The organism is Nocardia jejuensis NBRC 103114 (assembly GCF_001613145.1).
Taxonomy (GTDB): Bacteria; Actinomycetota; Actinomycetes; order Mycobacteriales; family Mycobacteriaceae; genus Nocardia; species Nocardia jejuensis.
Genome location: NZ_BDBU01000039.1, coordinates 87,395 through 105,210, shown reverse-complemented (window position 1 = coordinate 105,210; position 17,816 = coordinate 87,395). Strand labels below are relative to the sequence as shown.

Here is a 17,816-nt window from a genome sequence, read left to right as displayed (position 1 = left end):
AGCCCGGCTGTCACAAGGGCTTCCGGGGCCGCGCCGAACCTACACGTCCGCGGCCGGGCGTGCCGGAGCGGGCACATCCGCCCAGGTCCAAGGCACGCCCGCGGGAGCAATGCCGACCGCCTCGGACGCTAAATGCTTTGCCGGTGGGTTCGGCATACGAGAGCATCTCAGGGTGCTGCTCACCATTTCCTGTACGCGCCCCGACGATGCCACCTGGCCGGCCGCTGATCTCGGCTACCTGCTGCACAAGAATCCCGCGCACGTACAGGCTTTCGAGCAGTCCTACGGGGTCGCGCACGTGCTCTATCCCGAGGCCACCGACGAGCGCTGCACGGCCGCGCTGCTGCTGGAGATCGATCCGGTCCGGCTGGTGCGCGGAAAGACCAAGGGCGCAGGCGAGTTCAGCCTCGGACAGTACGTGAACGACCGGCCGTACGCGGCCTCGTCGCTGCTGGCCGTGGCGATCGCCGGGGTCTTCGGCTCCGCCCTGCACGGCCGGTGCCGGCAGCGCCCGGAACTGGCCGAGACCGCACTGCCCCTGCGCATCGACCTGCCCGCCGTGCCCTGCAAGGCCGGCCCGGAGGCCGCCGAACGCGTCTTCGCGCCGCTGGGCTGGACGGTCGCGGCCACTCCCCTGCCGCTCGACCCGGCCTTCCCGGACTGGGGCGACTCGCATTACATCCGTCTCGAACTGACCGGCGCCCTGCGGCTGTCCGAGGCGCTGTCGCACCTCTACGTGCTGCTCCCCGCTCTCGACGGCAGCAAGCACTACTTCCAGTCCACCGACGAGATCGACAAGCTCCTGCGCGTGGCCGAGCACTGGCTCCCCACCCACCCGGACCGCACCTGGATCACCCGTCGCTATCTCACCCGCCGCCACTCCCTCGTCCAGGAGGCCCTGGCCCGCCTCGCGGAACTGGACGACCTGAACCCGGAGGAGTTCGGCGCGGTCGCCTTCGACGAGGACCACCCCGGCACCGCCGACGCGCGCGCGGGCGCCGATGCGACCGGCGACCTCGGGGTGCGCGCGGGCACCGCGGATTCCACCGGACCCGTATGCGGTGGAACGGAATTCAGCGGTCCGAACAGCACCGCCGCGGCCCTGGCGGACGGCGTTCACGGCACACCCACCTCCGCCCGCGTCGATGGGAGTGCGCACAACGCCGACGGGCTCACCGCGAGCGGGCGTGATCACGCTGCCGAGACGTCGACCGCGAACACGACCGGAGAGGGCGAGGCGCGGCGGCCGTCGCTGGCCGTGGAGCGGCGAGAGGCGGTGCGTCGGGCGCTGCGCGCGGTGGGTGCGAGCCGGGTGCTGGATCTGGGATGCGGGCAGGGAGCGCTGCTGCGCGAGTTGATCGATGATCGGGCGTTCACCGAGATTGTGGGAGTGGATGTTTCGGTGCTGACGTTGCGGATCGCGCAGCGGCGACTGGCGCGGGTCCCGCAGTGGCAGTCGCGGCGGGTGACGCTGCGGCAGGGAGCGCTGACGTACACCGATGCCTCGCTGCGGGGATACGACGCCGCGGTGCTGATGGAGGTGATCGAGCATGTGGATCCGCCTCGGCTCGACGCGCTCGAGCACGCGGTGTTCGGCGCGGCCGCACCGGGCGCCGTGATCGTGACCACGCCCAACGGCGAGTACAACGTGCTGTACGAAGGGATGGAGCCGGGAGCGTTCCGGCACGCCGATCACCGATTCGAGTGGAGCCGTGCGGAATTCGCGGACTGGGCGCAGCGGGTGAGCGAGAAGTACGGCTACACGGTGCGATTCGAACCGGTCGGGCCGGTCGACGCGGCACTGGGCGCGTCCACCCAGTTGGCCGTGTTCACTCGCCGGACGCACGACGAGGGTTCGACCGCCCACGGCGAGTCCGCGACTCCCGTTCGCGAATCGACCGGCGAGGCACGACCTCCGGCGACCGAACTCCGCGCCACGGGCGCGCGGGACGTGGACAGCGCACCGATCATGAGCGAGCCGACGGCGGGCACCGAGATCGGCGGCGACGGGAGTGCCCCGCGCGGCGCCGAGGCCCGAACCGGCACGCTCGTCGGCGACAGTGAAGTGGAAGGGGGTCTGTGATGGGTGAGTATTCGGTGCCGATGCTGTCGCTGGTCGTGCTGATCGGGAGCAGCGGATCGGGGAAATCGACGTTCGCGCGCAAGCACTTTCCGGCGACGGCGGTGCTGTCCTCGGATGCCTATCGCGGGCTGGTCAGTGATGACGAGAACGATCAGAGCGCGACCGCCGAGGCGTTCGCGCTGCTGCACCATGTGGCGGGGGTGCGGTTGCGGCGTGGGCTGCGGACGGTGATCGACGCCACCAACGTGCAGCCCAAGGCGCGGCAGTCGCTGATCGAACTGGCCCGGGCGCACGATGTGCTGCCGGTGGCGATCGTGCTGGATGTACCGGAAACGGTATGCGTGCAGCGCAATACGACACGCGCCGATCGCGCCGGACTGGGATCGCACGTGGTCGGCCGTCAGCAGCGCGATCTGCGCCGCGGCCTGAAATTCCTGGAGCGCGAGGGCTTCCGGAAGGTGCATGTGCTGCGCGGGGTCGAGGAGATCGCCGCAGCCACCCTCGTGGACGAGCGGCTGTGGAACGACAAGCGGGAGCTCACCGGACCTTTCGACGTGATCGGCGATGTGCACGGCTGCCGCTCCGAGCTCGAGACACTGCTCGGCGAGCTCGGCTACGACCTGACGCGCGACGAGGCCGGCCGCCCGGTGGACGGAAGGCACCCGGAGGGGCGCACGGCCGTGTTCGTCGGCGATCTGGTGGACCGGGGCCCGGACACCCCCGGCGTGCTGCGGCTCGTCATGGGCATGGTCGGTTCGGCGAACGCGCTGTGCGTCACCGGAAACCACGAGTTCAAGCTGGTGCGCGCCCTGGACGGCCGCAAGGTCAAGGTGGCGCACGGGCTGGCCGAATCGCTCGCGCAGTTCGAGGGCGAGGACCCCGAATTCCGCAAGGCCGCACACGAATTCATGCGCGCGCTGGTCAGCCACTATCTGCTGGACGGCGGCGATCTCGTGGTCGCGCACGCCGGTCTCAAGCAGGAGTACCACGGCCGGACCTCCGGGCGGGTGCGCGAGTTCGCCATGTACGGCGAATCCACCGGGGAGACCGACGATTACGGCCTGCCGGTGCGATACCCGTGGGCCGAGGACTACCGCGGCAAGGCGCTGGTGCTCTACGGGCACACCCCGATGGCCGAGCTGCAGTGGGTGAACAACACCCTGTGCCTGGACACCGGCGTGGTGTTCGGCGGCAAACTCACCGCGCTGCGCTATCCGGAGCGAGAACCGGTGTCGGTTCCGGCGGAACAGGTCTGGTTCGCACCGGCCCGGCCGCTGCAAGCACCCGGATTCCGCACCGATGCCGGTGTGGTGCATCGCGATCCGGGCGTCCTGGATCTGGACGACGTGATCGGCCGGCGTGTGGTGGAGACCCGCCACCTGGGCCGGGTCACCGTGCGGGAGGACGCCGCGGCGGCCGCGCTCGAGGTCATGAGCCGCTTCGCCGTGGATCCGCGCTGGCTGCTCTACCTGCCGCCGACCATGTCCCCGTGCGCCACCTCCGCGCTGGAGGGCTACCTCGAACACCCGGCGCAGGCTTTCGAGTACTACCGGGCCGAGGGCGTGGCCACCGTCGTGTGCGAGGAGAAGCACATGGGTTCGCGTGCGGTGGTGGCACTTTCACGATCCGCCGCGGCCGCGCGGGACCGATTCGGTGTCCAGGACGGCAGCACCGGCGCGATCTACACCCGCACCGGACGGCCGTTCTTCGACGATCCGGCGCAGACCGAGGCGCTGCTGGCCCGGGTGCGCGTCGCGGCCGAGAAGTCCGGACTGTTCGAGGAACTCGACACCGACTGGCTGCTGCTGGACACCGAACTGCTGCCCTGGTCGGCCAAGGCGATGGGCCTGCTGCGCACCCAGTACGCGGCGGTGGGCGCCGCGGCCCGCGCCTGCCTGGGCGCCGCCACCGATGTGCTCGCCGCCGCGGCCGCGCGGGGTGTGGACGTCACCGCACTCGCCGGGCGCACCGCCACGCGCGCGGCGGACGCCGAGGCCTTCACCCGCGCGTACGGGCGCTACTGCTGGCCGGTGGACGGTCTCGACGGCATCCGACTCGCCCCGTTCCAGATCCTGGCCGCGCGAAGCGGCAATTACGCTGTGCGCGAACATGACTGGCACCTGGAGCGGATCGACCGGCTCACCGCCGCCGATCCGGAACTCTTCCGGGTCACCGAGCGTCTGCTCGTGGATCTCACCGATGCGGCGGGCGAATCCGCCGCAACCGCGTGGTGGAGCGAGCTCACCGCGGCCGGAGGCGAGGGCATGGTCGTCAAACCCCTCGGTGCGCTCGTGGCGGGAACCGGCACCCGCAGCGGCCGTCCGGTCCAGCCGGGCGTGAAATGCCGTGGCCGGGAATACCTCCGGATCATCTACGGCCCGGAGTACCTGCGCCCGGACAACCTCGCGCGGCTGCGCTCGCGCGGCCTGGGCGGCAAACGTTCCCTCGCCCTGCGTGAATACGCCCTGGGCCTGGAATCTCTCGACCGGTTCGTCGCGTCCGAACCGCTGTGGCGCGTACACGAGGCCGTGTTCGCCGTGCTCGCCCTGGAAACCGAACCCGTCGACCCCCGGCTCTGACCGCCGGTTCGCCCGTGGCGGCTCCTTCACGAGCCGCTACGGGTCTCACGAGCCGAGCACCGACGACGAGTCACAGGTACGCGGAGCGAACCTGTGACGCCGACGTCGCGGCCATGTCCTGAGGCCTGCGGCCGAGTACGCGTTCCCTGCCTGCTCGCCGCGGCGCCTACGCGCGTGAGTCGACGTGTTCGATCAGGCGGTCCAGGAAAGGCCGCTGGCCCTTGCCGAGTTTCTCGCGGGCGATGTCGGGAGCGAACCATTCCGCTCGGTCGATTTCAGGGAATTCTGCCATTCGGCCGGACCGCGGCGGCCATTCCATCTCGAAGGTGCCGGGAACAACGAGTGCGGGATCCAGATCGCCTTCCACGGCCCAGACCGTCACCTGTTTCTTGCCGCGCCCGCTGCCGTATTCGACCTCGCCCAGCGGGATCCATTCGCCGTCGGGCACGGGAAGCCCCAGCTCCTCGGCGAATTCTCGGGCGGCGGCGGCACGGTGGTCCTCATCGGGATCGAGTTCACCCTTGGGGATCGACCACGCCGACGCGTCCTTCTTCGCCCACAGCGGCCCGCCCATGTGGCCGATCAGCACTTCGAGGCCGGAGGTTCGCCGAAACAACAGGACTCCGGCGCTGTATCTGAGGCTCATCGGTGCAGTCTGCCGGTTCGCCTGACGTCCGCACACTCCGGGCGCTAATCTTGGCGACACTTTGGCAAACTGGTCGGACGGACTCTATTTCCGATCGCGGGGGCACCGAATTCGCTGGTACCGGTGTGTGAAGAAGCGGTATCGCCCTGTGTGCCTTCCACTAAGCTCTCCGAGTTGAACAAGCACCGAGTTGCACAAGCCCCACCTGATGACGGATTGGAAACCGCATGGAGTTCCGCAGCGCCACCGCGGCGGCCACCTTGGTGATCGGCGCACTGACCGCGGCAACCGGACCGGCGAATGCCGAGCCCGCTGCCCCGGAGCACATCGCCTATTCGGCGAAGCTCGTGGACAAAACGGTCGTCACCACACTCAAGGGTGGCACCTTCGAGTTGTCGAAAGCGCTCGGCGCCGAACTGGCCGCCGGGGGTAACGACCGTTTGACCGAGCACGACGGCGTGCTGACCGGCCGCGACGGCGCTCCCGCCGACGCCGCCGATGTAGTGGACGTGGTCGACGTGAAGGACGGCGACGGCCGCGTCCTGCTGACCCTCCCGCTCGATTTCCGGCTGGCCGGGATCAGCATCCCGATCAAGCCCGAGCTCGACCGGGACCGCACCGTCCTGAACCTCACCCCCGACCGGTCGGCCGCCGTGCCGGTCAGCCAGCCGATCTCGGTGAAGCCGGTGGCCTCCACGCTGGAGAACCAGCGCGCGACCAACGACTTCTCCACCCAGTTCGGCCTGGCCACCACCATCGGGACCTTCGTCGGCACCGCCCTCGGCGCCACCATCGGTTGCGTGGTCACCCTGGTGGCGGGCTGCATTCCCGGCCTCACCACCGGTGCGGCCGTGGGCGGCATCGTCGGCTCCATCGCGGTCGGCGGACCCACCCTGATCGCCGCCGGCATCGACCTGCTCACCACCCTGCAGTCCGCCGACGGCACCACCAAGTGGGCCGACAAGCCCAAGACCACTCAGCCCACCCAGCCCGCCCAGCCCGCCGCTGAACCTCAGGCGGATCAGCCCAAGTAGTCGTTCGCGCTCGAACAGCTACTCCCACAGCAACATCCGCGATCGCCGGTCCGTGTGTGGCGGACCGGCGATCGGCGCGTTCACACCGCCGGAGATCCACGCCGTCGGCCCGCCACCGGTTCACGTGCTTCGGACAGGTCAGAAGCCTCCGTCGAAACCGCCACCGCCGTCGAAACCGCCACTGGAATCGGATCCGCCGCCGTCGTATCCGCCTGTGTCGTAACCGCCGACGCCGTATCCGCCTGTGTCGTAACCAGAGTCGGCGTAGCCACCGTTGTCGTAGCCACCCGAGTCGTAGCCGCCTTGGTCACCGCCGTCACCGCCCTGGTCACCGCCGTCGCCTCCGGCGTCGAGGCCCGCCTGGTAGCCGTCGCCGTAACCGTTCTCGAAGGCCGCCGAGTCGTAGCCGACGCCGGACATCCCGGTGAAGAGGGCGTCGAACAGCAGAACCGATCCCACGCCCCACGCGCCCGCGACAAGTGCTGTGCGCCACCAGGGTTCGGAGTACCACCCGGCCGGAACGGGACGTCCGGCCACGCGGCCGCCGGGGTAGTAGTTGGGGGTTTCGGAGGACGGGGTGGGCGAGGCCTCGATGCGACGGCCGTCGTAGTCGACGGTGCGGTCCTCGGTGACCTTGCCCGCGCTGCGCTGCCCGTCGAGTTCGGGGACGGCGGGCCCGGGGTCCATGCCCATGGCCGTGCGCGCGGCCCCGACGTAGTAGAGCCCTTCCAGCGCCGTCTCTTTCGCGAGACGCGCCTGTGCGGGAGTGGTGGCCTGCTCGATCTGTGCCCCGGCGGCATTGAAGCGCTCACCCGCGTCGGCCAGGGCCTGACGGGATGGTTCGTCGGTGCCGGTGAGGTTGTAGACCTGACCGCCGAGCCGCTCGATGAGCCGCCGGGCATCGGCTTTCGCATCGGCGAGCCGGGTGGTCGCGCGCGCTCGCTGGGCGCGGTTCACGACCACGACACCGATCGCGACGACCGCCAGGACGATGAGCAGAACAACTACCGTAGCCACGGCACCAGCCTACGCGGGGCCAGTAGCCGATCGATTGCCGAGAAGTGTGTGCGGCCCTGGCCCGAGCCTCGCCCATCCGGGCGGCCACCCGTCCCCCGCGGTCGGCGGCCCGACGACCGGGTCGCGCTCGACTCCCGTGCCGATCCCGCCGTACTCACCCCCGGCGCGGATCGGTGCTCACCGCACCCGCGGAACGGGCGCCGATTCCCTCCCTGTCGTGCTCCCGGACCGCGATCGGCATCACCCGCCTTCGGTGATCCCGGTACCTCGCGTTCCGGTGAATCTCAGATCCGGTGACTGCAATCGCGTCCCGTGATCAGCGCTGATCGTGCCCGCCTATCCAGCGACGGCCGCGTATCGCGAACGCGGCACGTCTGGATCAACCTCCTGTACATCCAACTCCGAGACCGCGAATTGGCGCTTGCCCGCGGTCTTCGCCGAATACATGGCACGATCCGCGCTGCGCAGCAGATCCGAGAAATCGCAGTCGCGTCCGGGCGGGCAGAACGCCGCGCCCACACTGGCCGACGCGGGCACTTCACCCGCGGCCGTCGGCACCGGTTCACACAGGGCGGCCAGCACCCGCATCGCCAACTCGCCCAGCGTATTGCGGCGAGCGGGCAGCGCGACCACGAATTCGTCGCCGCCGTACCGCGAGATCACCGTCTCCGGCGGGCAGGTGGCGCGCAGTCGCTGCGCGATGGTGACCAGGACCTCATCCCCGACGCTGTGCCCGTAGCCGTCGTTGATCTGCTTGAAATCGTCGAGATCGATGAGCAGCAGGCCGACGCCGCGCGCCGGATCCGTCGCCATCATCCGTACTCGCTCCTGCAGCAGTGAGCGATTCGCCAGATCCGTCAGGGCATCGTGCGTCGCCTCGTGCCGCAGGCGGGTCTGCAGGGCCGCGATCTCCTGCACGCGGACCGATACCGCCTCGGTCAGGCTGCGCTCCTGCTGGATCAGCGCGCGCTGCTGTAGAGCCTCGGCGTAGCTGTCGATGGCCTGGCTGGCCACGAAGGCCCAGCGGGTGGCGATCAGCGAGCCCGGTTCGCCCGGCGCGAGACCCAGCAGCGCGCGGCTGGCGGGTGCGAGCATCCGGGTCCGATCGAACGGCGATTCCGCGAGCCGGCGGCCGATCGCACGGGCCGCGGGCACCGGAAACGGTTCGGCCCCGGCGAGTTCCAGCAATTCATCGATCACTCGGGTGAAGATTCGTTCCACCTGGTCCGCCGGGATGGCCGGTCCGGCGCCCACGCCGGGGTGCACCGCACGCGTCCATTCCCGGATGGTGGCCGCGACGAGCGCGGCGGTTCGGGTATCGAGTCGGATGGGCATTGTCGCTCACCCTGCGTACGAGATGTCTGCGTACGCGATGTCTGTGCCGGCACCCGTGCCGGTCAGGCCCTTCGGTTCGAGCTCACTACCACGCGGTCGAGCACACCTGATTCGATGCACGCTCACCGCCCCCTTTCCAGATACCCCCGTCCGGACAAAAAGGATCCTAGCAAGCCACCCGGCATCGAAAACCCCTTAATCAGAACAGGTTCCCGTGCCTCGCGAATGGCGATCGGACGGTTCATCGCTGGCAACCCTGCCGCGTTACACCCAATTTCGGCATGTTCCGCGCGACGCGCCGAGCGGCCGACACGACCTGCTCCGACGTGCGCGAACGCCCCCTGATTGGCATTCTGGGAGTGAGGTTCGGTACAGTGCTGAACGCACGCAACGTCGACACAGCGGTGCATGCGGGTGTAGTTCAATGGTAGAACTTCAGCCTTCCAAGCTGATAGCGCGGGTTCGATTCCCGTCACCCGCTCTCTTCCCCTCATCTGTCGGGGAGCCCCGGTCGTCACGGCCGGACGGGTACGGGGTGTAGCGCAGCTTGGTAGCGCATCCGCTTTGGGAGCGGAGGGTCGCAGGTTCAAATCCTGTCACCCCGACCATCTTTCACCTCTCGCATGCCCCTCGGGGACGCGTGCTCCCACCGGTTCTCACCCCCGCAGCAATCCGGTAGCGAGATCGCATTATTCGAAAAGTCACTCGATGCCTCTGGCGTGTTCGCCGCGACGCGCGGGAGACCGGTGTGCCGTCGTGCCCGAGGCCGCGTGTCCACCCCTGGCGGTAACCGGAAGTTGTGGCTCCGTTTCCCCTGTGTTATCGATTGACGGTGCTGGTCGATCCCGATGTGAAGGTTTCCGGCCCGTCGCCGTCGGGCGGTGGGCTCGGTTTCCGGTTCGTACCGGCCGCCGGGCTGATCGTGGCGATGGTCCTGCTGATCGCCGCGCAGGTGTGGGCCTCGACGCACGAGACCATGGGTCCGCTGCGCAGTCTGCTGGCCGACTACCTGGCCGATCCGCAGTCCGCCAGCGTCTCCTGGGCAGGTCTGGGGCTCGCGTGCATCGGCGTGCCCGCGCGCGCGAGGGTCGTGAGCCTGGCCGCGGCGGCGGTGCTGGATCTGCTGGTACTGGGGCTGCAGGCGGCGTGCGGCTGGCACGTGTCGATCGGGACCGGGCCCACACTGGTCCTCACGGCGCTGACGATCACGGTGGCGCGCTGGGACGGGCAGCGCCGCCGAACCGCTCTGTCCGCCATCGCGTTCGGTGTGCTGTTGATCATGGCCTCGAAACTCGCGGACACCTGGTTGCTGGTGAGCATCCTGGCCGGGCCCGAGGTGCTGGACCAGTACGTGCAGGTCGCGGATCGAGCGCTGGGCGAGCCGGCCTGGCTCGTCGGGCAGCTGCTCGAAGCCCTGGGCCCGATCCCCTCGCATGTGCTGCACGTGGTGTACATCCAGCTGCCGGTGGCGGCGATGGTGGTCGCGGTGTGGCAGCTGCGCCATGTCACCACAGGGCCGTGGCCGCGGCACACGCTCCTGCGCACCTTTCTCGTGCTCGGCGTGATCGGCCCGCTCGGCTATGTGCTCTTCCCTGTGGTCGGACCCGTCTTCGCCTACGGTCCACTCGGTCACGGCCTGCAGATCGGCTCCTGGCCCGATGTACTGCCCACGCTCACGCACCCGCCGCGGCCGATGCTGTTCGATACCGTCACGGCCCGCAACTGCATGCCCTCGATGCATACCGCCTGGGCGACAGCGCTGTTCATCCACACGCGCAAGGCACCGCGCTGGCTGCGCTGGGCGGGCGCGTTCTGGCTGGTGTGCACCTTGCTCGCGACACTGGGGTTCGGCTACCACTACGGTTGCGATCTGGTGGCGGGCGCGGTGCTGTGCATGACGGTGGAGTCGGCGCTGCGCGATCCGGACAGTGGCTGGAATCGGTACCGGGTGCGGCTGGTGGCGTCGGGCGCGGCGGTGTTCGCCGGGCTGCTGTTGTCGTTCCGGTTCCTGGCCACCACCATGGCCACCTATCCGGTGCCCGCCGGACTCGCCGTGCTGGGCTCGCTGGCTGCGGTTTCCCTGCTTTTCCACGCGACGTGGTTCGCGCCACCCGGCAGTAGATTGGCGATCGCGGGCGGTCGTGGTATGCCTGCGCGCACCGAAGCCGCCATCGATCAGTAACTCTCACAACGCAATCCGAACAAGCCATGTGAATTCCGAGAGGTTAGTGTCTGCCCTGATGATCACGATGCGGACGGGGCAGCGCAGTTTGCCGCGCAGAACGAAAACCGATGGCCCGACCAGGCTTCCCCGCATTCCGATCGCCGTCGGAATCCTGCTCGCGGTGGCCCTGACTCTGCTCTTCTCGCAGCTGAACGGGTTCCTGGACCTACAGGTGTACCGCGTGGTCACCCAGGCGTGGCTGCACGGCGGCGAACTGTACGGCCCGACCCTGCCGGTGCGCGGGCACACCGATCTGCCGTTCACCTATCCGCCGTTCGCGGCGCTGCTGATGATTCCGCTGGCGGTCGTGCCGCTGTGGCTGGCCGAATTCCTGGTAACGGCAAGTTCGCTGGGCTGCCTCGGGTTGACCATTTGGCTCGTCCTGTCCCGGGTCCGCCCGGACCTGGATCCGAGCCGCAAGGCCACGTTCACCGCCACCGCGCTGGCGCTGCTGCTGGCGATCGAACCCGTGCGCATCACCATGTGGTTCGGGCAGATCAACCTAGTGCTGATGGCGGCCGTCGCCCTGGACTGTCTCACCGAGAAGCCCCGCTGGCCCCGCGGCCTGCTGATCGGCGCGGCCGCGGTGGTGAAACTGACCCCGGCGGCCTTCGTGCTGTTCTTCCTGATCCGCAAGGACTGGAAGGCGGCGGGCATCGCGGCGGCGACCTCGGCGGGCGTGGTGCTGTCCGGATTCCTGTTGTTCCCCACCGAATCTCGACAATACTGGTTGCACGCGGTCACCGACACCAGTCGCATCGGTTCCCCCGACTACGTCGGCAACCAGTCCATCAAGGGCATGATCTTCCGCCTGGGCCTGCCGCATTCGGCCGCGACCGCGATCTGGCTCGTTCTGAGCGTGGCCGTCGTCGCCGTGGGCGCGGCCCTGATGCACCACCTCGTCAGCGCCGCGCAGACCCCGCGCCCCGACTCCGCCATCCCTCCGGCCAGCGCGTTCCCCGTGGTGGCCCTGCTCGTGAACGCCGCGGTCCTGCTGCTGGTTTCGCCCGTCTCCTGGACCCACCACTGGGTCTGGGCGGCCCCCGCCCTGGTCACCGCGGCCGCCTGGAAAAGCTCCCACTCCGGCGCCGCCCCCTATGCGGCCATAGCCACCTTCGCCGCACTCTTCCTCATCGGGCCCGGCCTGGTCCCCAACGGCAAACACCGAGAACTCGCCTGGCACTGGTGGCAGCACATCCCCGGCGACATCTACATCCTCGCGGCCATAGCCCTGCTGATCACCGGCCTGACCCACCTCATCCGCCACCGCACCCGCCCGCGGACCGAGGTTCGTCTCGGCTGAGAACTCGCGCACCGGAAGAGTTTTCGGGCAGCCGGCCACGATCGAACGCCCGGCGTCGATCCGGAGTCGAGGCGACTCGGCCCCGGCTCGCGGATCGATGCCGAGTCCGACTACCTACCCGATCCGCTGGTCGCCGCACCGAACAGACCCGACAGCACGCTCATCCCGAGCCCGCTCGGCAGCCCGCCCTTCGAACCGGAGTTGAATCCGCTGGCGGAGCCTGTCAGGTATCCCTTTCCCGGACCGCTGGTCGAGCCGGTGAGGGTGTCGGGTGCGGCGTTGGCCAACTCGTTCAGGGCACAGGTGGCGAGACCGCCGCCGGACCCGCTGGCCAGAGCGCTGAAGATCCCATTGGACAGGCCGGCGGCGGATCCGGCCTGCGGTCCGGCGGAGGAACCGCCGAGGTATCCGAATGCCGAACCGGTGACCGAACCGGTGGCACCGGATCTGGCCGAGCCGCTGAGGAAGCCCTGGGCGCAGGACTCGCCCGGCGGCAGGGCCGGAGCGTCGACGGTGTCGGCCGGGGTCTCCACGGTGAGCGGTTCGGCGGTGGCCGCTCCCGCCCCGACCGTGAGTGCGATACCGATGAACGCGGTGATCAGAAGAGTGTTTCGCATGCAGTTGCCGCTCTCGTGTGATTCTCACCGGCGGATGAGGCAGGCTCCCGGCCGTCACTCCGCCGCTGTGCCGCTGCTCGACTCTTGTTGCGGAACAACGCGGTTCGAGCATCGGAGACGGTCCGCCCCGGCGATCACCTGGACGTGTGACCAAGAGCTAAACAGTCATGTCCCCGGAGGTCCATCGAAAAAAACCCGCAGAGTAAATCTCTACCGGACCGCGAATCGACCCACCCCGAAACGGGAGTCGGCAGATGGCGGAAACGACTGGACCGCAACATGATCGGCAGGCAAGCCACAGTGCCTGCGCGAGGAGCGGCGTCCGGGTATGCGCGCACCCCCCACCGATCTCGGCGTTTTCCCGCCCGCGTCGAGCCGTGGTGCGTGAACAGGGCGGGCCGGAACTCAACTCGGCTGGCAGGTGGGGCACCAGAAGAGGTTTCGGCCCTCCATGACCGAGTGCAGGACGGTGCTGCCGCAGAGGCGGCAGGGGTCTCCGGCCCGGCGATAGACGTAGGTCCGGGGGCGGTCGGCGGCGTAGGACGGGGCGCCGTGGTCGTGTTCGGGGCGGACCACGTGCATGCGACCGCGCCGGACGCCGACCTTCATGAGGGCGACGATGTCCACCCAGAGGGCGTCCCATTCGTCGCGGGTCAGGGATTTCCCGGGGCGGTACGGTGAGATGCCGTGCCGGAACAGCACTTCCGCGCGGTAGACGTTGCCGACTCCGGCCAGGACCTTCTGGTCCATCAGGAGGGCGCCGATCGGGCGCGCGGAGCGGCTGATGCGATGCCAGGCGCGATCGGGGTCGGCGTCACGGCGCAGCGGGTCGGGACCGAGGCGGTCGGTCAGGGCGTCGACTTCGGGTTCGAGCAGGATTTCGCAGGCCGTCGGGCCACGCAGATCGGTACCGAACAATTCTCCGGTTCGACCGCCGCCGATCAGGCGCATGCGGACCTGGCCGACCGGTTCACCCAGGGGGAACGGGGATTCGGTGAAGGCGCCGTACAGACCCAGGTGGACGTGCACGATCAGGCCCGAATCATAGTGGTGCAGCAGGTGTTTGCCCCACGCCTCGGCACGGGTGAGCACCGAACCGTCCAGGCGGGCCGCGCCGTCGGCGAATCGGCCCTGCGGGCTGGAGACGCGCACCTGACCCCCGGCGAAGCGCGAGTGATGCAGCTTCGCCAGGCGGTGCAGCGTATGGCCTTCCGGCACAGGTCAGTTCGGGAGCGCGGGGGCGATGCCGGTCTTCTCGTACTCGGCGAGGATGTCGATGCGGCGCTGGTGACGCTCCTCGTCCGACCACGGGGTGGCCAGGAAGGCGTCGACGATCTCGAGGGCCAGCTCGGTGGTGTGCATGCGGCCGCCGATGCCGATCAGCTGCGCGTTGTTGTGCTGACGGGCGAGCTGGGCGGTCTCCACGCTCCAGGCCAGGGCGCAGCGCGCGCCGGGGACCTTGTTGGCAGCGATCTGCTCGCCGTTGCCCGAACCACCGAAGACCAGGCCGAGGCTGCCCGGATCGGCGACGGTGCGGCGAGCGGCCTCGATGCAGAAGGCCGGGTAGTCGTCGAGGGCGTCGTATTCCAGAGCGCCACAGTCGGTGACCTCGTGGCCCTGGCCCTCGAGGTGGGCCTTGACGATGTTCTTCAGTTCGAAGCCGGCATGGTCGGCACCCAGGTATACGCGCATGCCGGAGATTCTGTCAGGCCGCCGCGCCGCGACGCACCGGGGGATGTCGCGGCATTAACGCGATCCGATTCCGAACACGAATAACAGGGTGCACCCGTACCGCGCATCACATGCGACCCCTCCCACCGCATACCCGCGACCACGAGCGCACACCCCTCGCCCCGGAAACGATCGAAGGTGCGCCATGCCGCCAGAAGAACTCGACACGCAGTCCCCCGCGACGACCCCGGTCCACGTCTCACAGACAAGCCCGGTCCACGCCTCACCGACCGGCCCGGTCCACACACCACCGACCAGTGCGGTCCCCGCGACAACAGCCTGCCCAGTCCCCACACCGACCGGCCCGGTTCCCGCGATGCAGACCGCTCCGGTTCTCGCGACACAGACCAGCCTGGTTCCCGTGATGCAGACCAGCGCCGTCCCCGCGCCAACAGCCGACCGAGCCCCCGCAGCGCACACCGTCCAGATCGTCGGCCCCACCGGATGGAACCCCGCCGACGGCCCGCCCGGCTGGGGCTTCCCCCCGCACCGCCCGCAGCCACCGCAGAGTCCCCCCGCCCAGCCCTCCCGCGGCCTGTCGCCCTACGGTCTGCCCGCCCGGCACAGCTGGGAGATCCCCCTGCTGGTGATCGTGATCGTGTGCACCGTGCTGGTGTACCCGTACGCCGTGTTCGAGCTGGTGCGCGGCACCGACAACGTGTACCTCTCGGTGCTGGCGCTGGCCCCGGTCCTGGTGTGGTTCTTCCGTGGTTCGACCTTGGCCTCGGCTCGGGTCTACGGGGTCAAGATGTCCCCGACCCAATTCCCGGAGGGCCATCGCATGGTGCAGGAGGCCGCCGCCCGCTTCGGCATGAAGAAGGCTCCCGACGCCTACGTGCAGCTGGGCAACGGGCAGATCAACGCCTTCGCCGCGGGGCACGGCTTCCGCCGGTTCGTGGTCGTCTACAGCGATCTGTTCGAAATCGGCGGCGCCGCACGCGATCCCGAGGCGCTGGCGTTCATCCTCGGCCATGAGGTCGGGCACATCGCGGCGGGTCACGCCTCGTACTGGCGGCAGTTCGGCTCGATCCTGATGAACTACATCCCGATCCTGGGTCCGGGCCTGAGCCGGGCGCAGGAGTACACCGCCGACAATCACGGCTACGCCTACAGCCACACCGGAACCGCCGGGGCGATGTCCACCCTGGCGGCGGGCAAGTACCTCAACGCGCTGGTCGGATACGACGAGATGGCCGATCGCGCCGCGACCGAGACCGGATTCTTCGTATGGCTCACCAACGCTCAGGCCAGCCATCCGGTGCAGACCTGGCGCATGTGGGCGCTGCGCGACCGCAGCCGCCACGGCAAACTCTTCCTGCGACCCGCACCGCGGCAACCGCATCCGGCACGGAGTCCGATGCCCGCCCGGTGAGTCAGCCCGATGAACCGCCCGCCGCGGGCGCCCCGGGCGGTTCACAGCTCTGATCACAGCTGACTGTCATCAGAACTGAATAGAGTGCTTTCCATGACGTCCGACGATCAGTCACCACCGCCGAACGCCTACGGGGGCACGCACGCCGAGAGCTTTCCGGGGCAACCGCCCACCGGGAGCCATCCGGCCTGGAATCCGGTCACGGGGATGACCGGCTGGAACCCGCAGGCCGGACCACCGGGATGGGCTCCGCAACAACCGTATTCACCACCGCGGGTGCCGCCGCACCAGAACGGCCGCGGGCTGTCCCCGTTCGGCATGCCCGCCCGGCACAGCTGGGAGATCGGGCTGCTGGTGCTCGTGGTCGTGCTGACCGTGATCGCCTACGCGTTCGCGGTGCTCCTGCTGATCACCGGCAACATCGATCAGTACGTACTGCTTTTCGCCTTCGCACCGCTGCTGGTCTGGATCGGCCGAGGCATGACGTTCGCGACCCAGCGCGTCAACGGCGTGAAGATGTCACCGACGCAGTTCCCCGAGGGCTATCGCATGGTGCAGGAGGCCGCCGCCCGCTTCGGGATGAAGACCGTGCCGGACGCCTATGTGGTGCTGGGGAACGGGCAGATCAACGCCTTCGCCTCCGGACACGGCTTCCGCCGCTATGTCGCGGTGTACAGCGATCTGTTCGAAATCGGCGGCGCCGCACGCAATCCCGACGCCCTGGCGTTCATCATCGGCCACGAGGTCGGGCACATCGCCGCGGGCCACGTCTCCTACTGGCGGCAGCTGGGCATGTTCCTGGGACCGTTCCTGCCGATCATCGGCAACTCGCTGATCCGCTCGCAGGAGTTCACGGCCGACAATCACGGCTACTGCAATCGGCCACTCGGCGCACCGGCGGCCATGCAGACCCTGGCGGCGGGCAAGTACCTCAACAACCTGGTCGGCTTCGACGAGATGGCCGATCGAGCCGCGCTCGAGACCGGTTTCTTCGTGTGGCTGGTCAACGCGCTCTCCAGCCATCCGGTGCTGACGTGGCGCATGTGGGCGCTGCGTGATCGCAGCAAGCACGGGCGACTGTTCCTGCGCCCCAGCCCGACCGCGCATCCGCCGCAGGGCTCGATGGTCCAGTACGGCGCGTACCCGCCGTACCCGCCACAGGGTGGCGGACACGGCGGACAGGGCTACAACCAGTTCGGCTGAGGCGATCCCGGCGAGGATCCGATCTCAGTCGAAGACCGGATCCTCGTCGCGGCTGCGCTTGAGCTCGAAGAAGTGCGGGTAGGACGCCAGCGCGACCGCGCCGTCCCACACCGTGCCCGCGACCTCACCGCGCGGAATGCGCGAGAGCACGGGACCGAAGAACGCGACGCCGTTGATGTGGATGGTCGGGGTGCCGACGTCCTGGCCGACCTTGTCCATGCCGGCGTGATGCGATACCCGCAGCGCCTCGTCGTACTCGGTGCTCGAGGCGGCCTCGGCCAGCTCGGCCGGCAGTCCGACCTCGGCCAGCGATTCGGCGATCACCCGGTTCAGCAGGTCCTCGCGCGGACCGTCCGTCTCGTACTCGGCACGGCGATCGTGCAGCCGGGTGCCCATCGCGGTGTACAGCGCGGGCAGCACCTCGTCACCGTTCTTCTGCGCCGCGGCGATAGCGACCCGCACCGGACCCCAGCCGGACGCGAGCAGCTCCTTGTACTGCTCGGGCAGCCCGTCGCGGCCCTCGTTCAGCACCGACAGGCTCATGACGTGGAAGTTCACCTCGATATCGCGGACCTGCTCGACCTCGAGAATCCAGCGGGAAGTGATCCAGCACCACGGGCACAACGGATCGAACCAGAAATCGACCCGGTCCTTCTTGGTGTCACTCACAGC

At 69.1% G+C, this 17,816-nt stretch carries 14 protein-coding genes and 2 tRNA genes; 9 read left to right on the top strand and 7 right to left on the bottom strand.

All coding sequences use genetic code 11. The annotated features are described in order from the left end of the window. Positions 1-172: 172 nt before the first annotated feature. Complete coding sequence (locus tag NJ1_RS38415) at positions 173-2,083, top strand: 3' terminal RNA ribose 2'-O-methyltransferase Hen1 (RefSeq protein ID WP_245717612.1); 1,911 nt, start codon at positions 173-175, stop codon at positions 2,081-2,083. After that, the gene (locus tag NJ1_RS28190; RefSeq protein ID WP_067699808.1) at positions 2,083-4,662 is read left to right on the top strand and encodes a polynucleotide kinase-phosphatase; all 2,580 of its coding nucleotides are present in this window, start codon (positions 2,083-2,085) and stop codon (positions 4,660-4,662) included. Before NJ1_RS38415 ends, NJ1_RS28190 begins: the two co-directional genes overlap by 1 nt. Before the next feature lie 166 nt (positions 4,663-4,828). Here NJ1_RS28190 and NJ1_RS28185 read toward each other — a convergent pair whose 3' ends face one another. Beyond that, on the bottom strand, positions 4,829-5,308 hold the full coding sequence (locus NJ1_RS28185) for an NUDIX hydrolase (protein WP_067699807.1): 480 nt from the start codon (positions 5,306-5,308) through the stop codon (positions 4,829-4,831). A gap of 227 nt (positions 5,309-5,535) precedes the next feature. On the opposite strand from NJ1_RS28185, the gene NJ1_RS28180 reads away from it, so the two are divergent. After that, entirely contained in the window at positions 5,536-6,342 is an 807-nt protein-coding gene (locus tag NJ1_RS28180; protein WP_157574268.1) for a DUF8020 domain-containing protein, read from the top strand. Between the two features lie 138 nt (positions 6,343-6,480). Here NJ1_RS28180 and NJ1_RS28175 read toward each other — a convergent pair whose 3' ends face one another. Together NJ1_RS28175 and NJ1_RS28170 are read right to left on the bottom strand one after the other, a co-directional pair. Continuing rightward, positions 6,481-7,359: a hypothetical protein gene (locus NJ1_RS28175; RefSeq protein WP_067699806.1), complete on the bottom strand. Its 879-nt coding sequence runs from the start codon at positions 7,357-7,359 to the stop codon at positions 6,481-6,483. Positions 7,360-7,695: 336 nt separating this feature from the next. Continuing rightward, positions 7,696-8,694, bottom strand: a complete 999-nt coding sequence (locus NJ1_RS28170; protein ID WP_067699804.1) for a GGDEF domain-containing protein — start codon at positions 8,692-8,694, stop codon at positions 7,696-7,698. A 410-nt stretch (positions 8,695-9,104) separates the two neighbouring features. Between NJ1_RS28170 and NJ1_RS28165 the strand changes: the two genes are divergently transcribed. The 4 genes from NJ1_RS28165 (at position 9,105) to NJ1_RS28150 (ending at position 12,221) form a co-directional block, all read left to right on the top strand. Then, positions 9,105-9,175: transfer RNA gene (locus NJ1_RS28165), tRNA-Gly, on the top strand. A 50-nt stretch (positions 9,176-9,225) separates the two neighbouring features. After that, positions 9,226-9,302, top strand: a tRNA-Pro gene (locus NJ1_RS28160). 242 nt (positions 9,303-9,544) lie between these two features. Beyond that, positions 9,545-10,876, top strand: a complete 1,332-nt coding sequence (locus tag NJ1_RS28155) for a phosphatase PAP2 family protein (protein ID WP_422615790.1) — start codon at positions 9,545-9,547, stop codon at positions 10,874-10,876. Between the two features lie 58 nt (positions 10,877-10,934). Continuing rightward, positions 10,935-12,221, top strand: coding sequence for a glycosyltransferase family 87 protein (locus NJ1_RS28150; RefSeq protein ID WP_157574266.1), 1,287 nt, complete (start codon positions 10,935-10,937; stop codon positions 12,219-12,221). 110 nt (positions 12,222-12,331) lie between these two features. On the opposite strand, the gene NJ1_RS28145 is transcribed toward NJ1_RS28150, so the two are convergent. The 3 genes from NJ1_RS28145 to NJ1_RS28135 form a co-directional block, all read right to left on the bottom strand. Then, on the bottom strand, positions 12,332-12,838 hold the full coding sequence (locus tag NJ1_RS28145) for a hypothetical protein (protein ID WP_067699800.1): 507 nt from the start codon (positions 12,836-12,838) through the stop codon (positions 12,332-12,334). A gap of 405 nt (positions 12,839-13,243) precedes the next feature. Further along, complete coding sequence (locus tag NJ1_RS28140) at positions 13,244-14,056, bottom strand: Fpg/Nei family DNA glycosylase (RefSeq protein WP_067699799.1); 813 nt, start codon at positions 14,054-14,056, stop codon at positions 13,244-13,246. Positions 14,057-14,059: 3 nt separating this feature from the next. Continuing rightward, entirely contained in the window at positions 14,060-14,530 is a 471-nt protein-coding gene (locus NJ1_RS28135; protein WP_067699797.1) for a ribose-5-phosphate isomerase, read from the bottom strand. A gap of 403 nt (positions 14,531-14,933) precedes the next feature. Between NJ1_RS28135 and NJ1_RS28130 the strand changes: the two genes are divergently transcribed. Both NJ1_RS28130 and NJ1_RS28125 read left to right on the top strand, forming a co-directional pair. Next, entirely contained in the window at positions 14,934-15,941 is a 1,008-nt protein-coding gene (locus tag NJ1_RS28130; protein ID WP_084478937.1) for a M48 family metallopeptidase, read from the top strand. An 84-nt stretch (positions 15,942-16,025) separates the two neighbouring features. Next, entirely contained in the window at positions 16,026-17,144 is a 1,119-nt protein-coding gene (locus NJ1_RS28125) for a M48 family metallopeptidase (protein ID WP_422615787.1), read from the top strand. 24 nt (positions 17,145-17,168) lie between these two features. On the opposite strand, the gene NJ1_RS28120 is transcribed toward NJ1_RS28125, so the two are convergent. Beyond that, positions 17,169-17,813: a mycothiol-dependent nitroreductase Rv2466c family protein gene (locus NJ1_RS28120; protein ID WP_067699795.1), complete on the bottom strand. Its 645-nt coding sequence runs from the start codon at positions 17,811-17,813 to the stop codon at positions 17,169-17,171. Positions 17,814-17,816: the final 3 nt, after the last annotated feature.

What these genes read in the sequence shown, in the direction of transcription:
- NJ1_RS28190 (WP_067699808.1), top strand. Translation starts at nt 2,083, where the DNA reads ATGGGTGAGTATTCGGTGCCGATGCTGTCGCTGGTCGTGCTGATCGGG.
- NJ1_RS28185 (WP_067699807.1), bottom strand. Translation starts at nt 5,308, where the DNA reads ATGAGCCTCAGATACAGCGCCGGAGTCCTGTTGTTTCGGCGAACCTCC.
- NJ1_RS28180 (WP_157574268.1), top strand. Translation starts at nt 5,536, where the DNA reads ATGGAGTTCCGCAGCGCCACCGCGGCGGCCACCTTGGTGATCGGCGCA.
- NJ1_RS28170 (WP_067699804.1), bottom strand. Translation starts at nt 8,694, where the DNA reads ATGCCCATCCGACTCGATACCCGAACCGCCGCGCTCGTCGCGGCCACC.
- NJ1_RS28150 (WP_157574266.1), top strand. Translation starts at nt 10,935, where the DNA reads ATGATCACGATGCGGACGGGGCAGCGCAGTTTGCCGCGCAGAACGAAA.
- NJ1_RS28145 (WP_067699800.1), bottom strand. Translation starts at nt 12,838, where the DNA reads ATGCGAAACACTCTTCTGATCACCGCGTTCATCGGTATCGCACTCACG.
- NJ1_RS28135 (WP_067699797.1), bottom strand. Translation starts at nt 14,530, where the DNA reads ATGCGCGTATACCTGGGTGCCGACCATGCCGGCTTCGAACTGAAGAAC.
- NJ1_RS28130 (WP_084478937.1), top strand. Translation starts at nt 14,934, where the DNA reads ATGCAGACCAGCGCCGTCCCCGCGCCAACAGCCGACCGAGCCCCCGCA.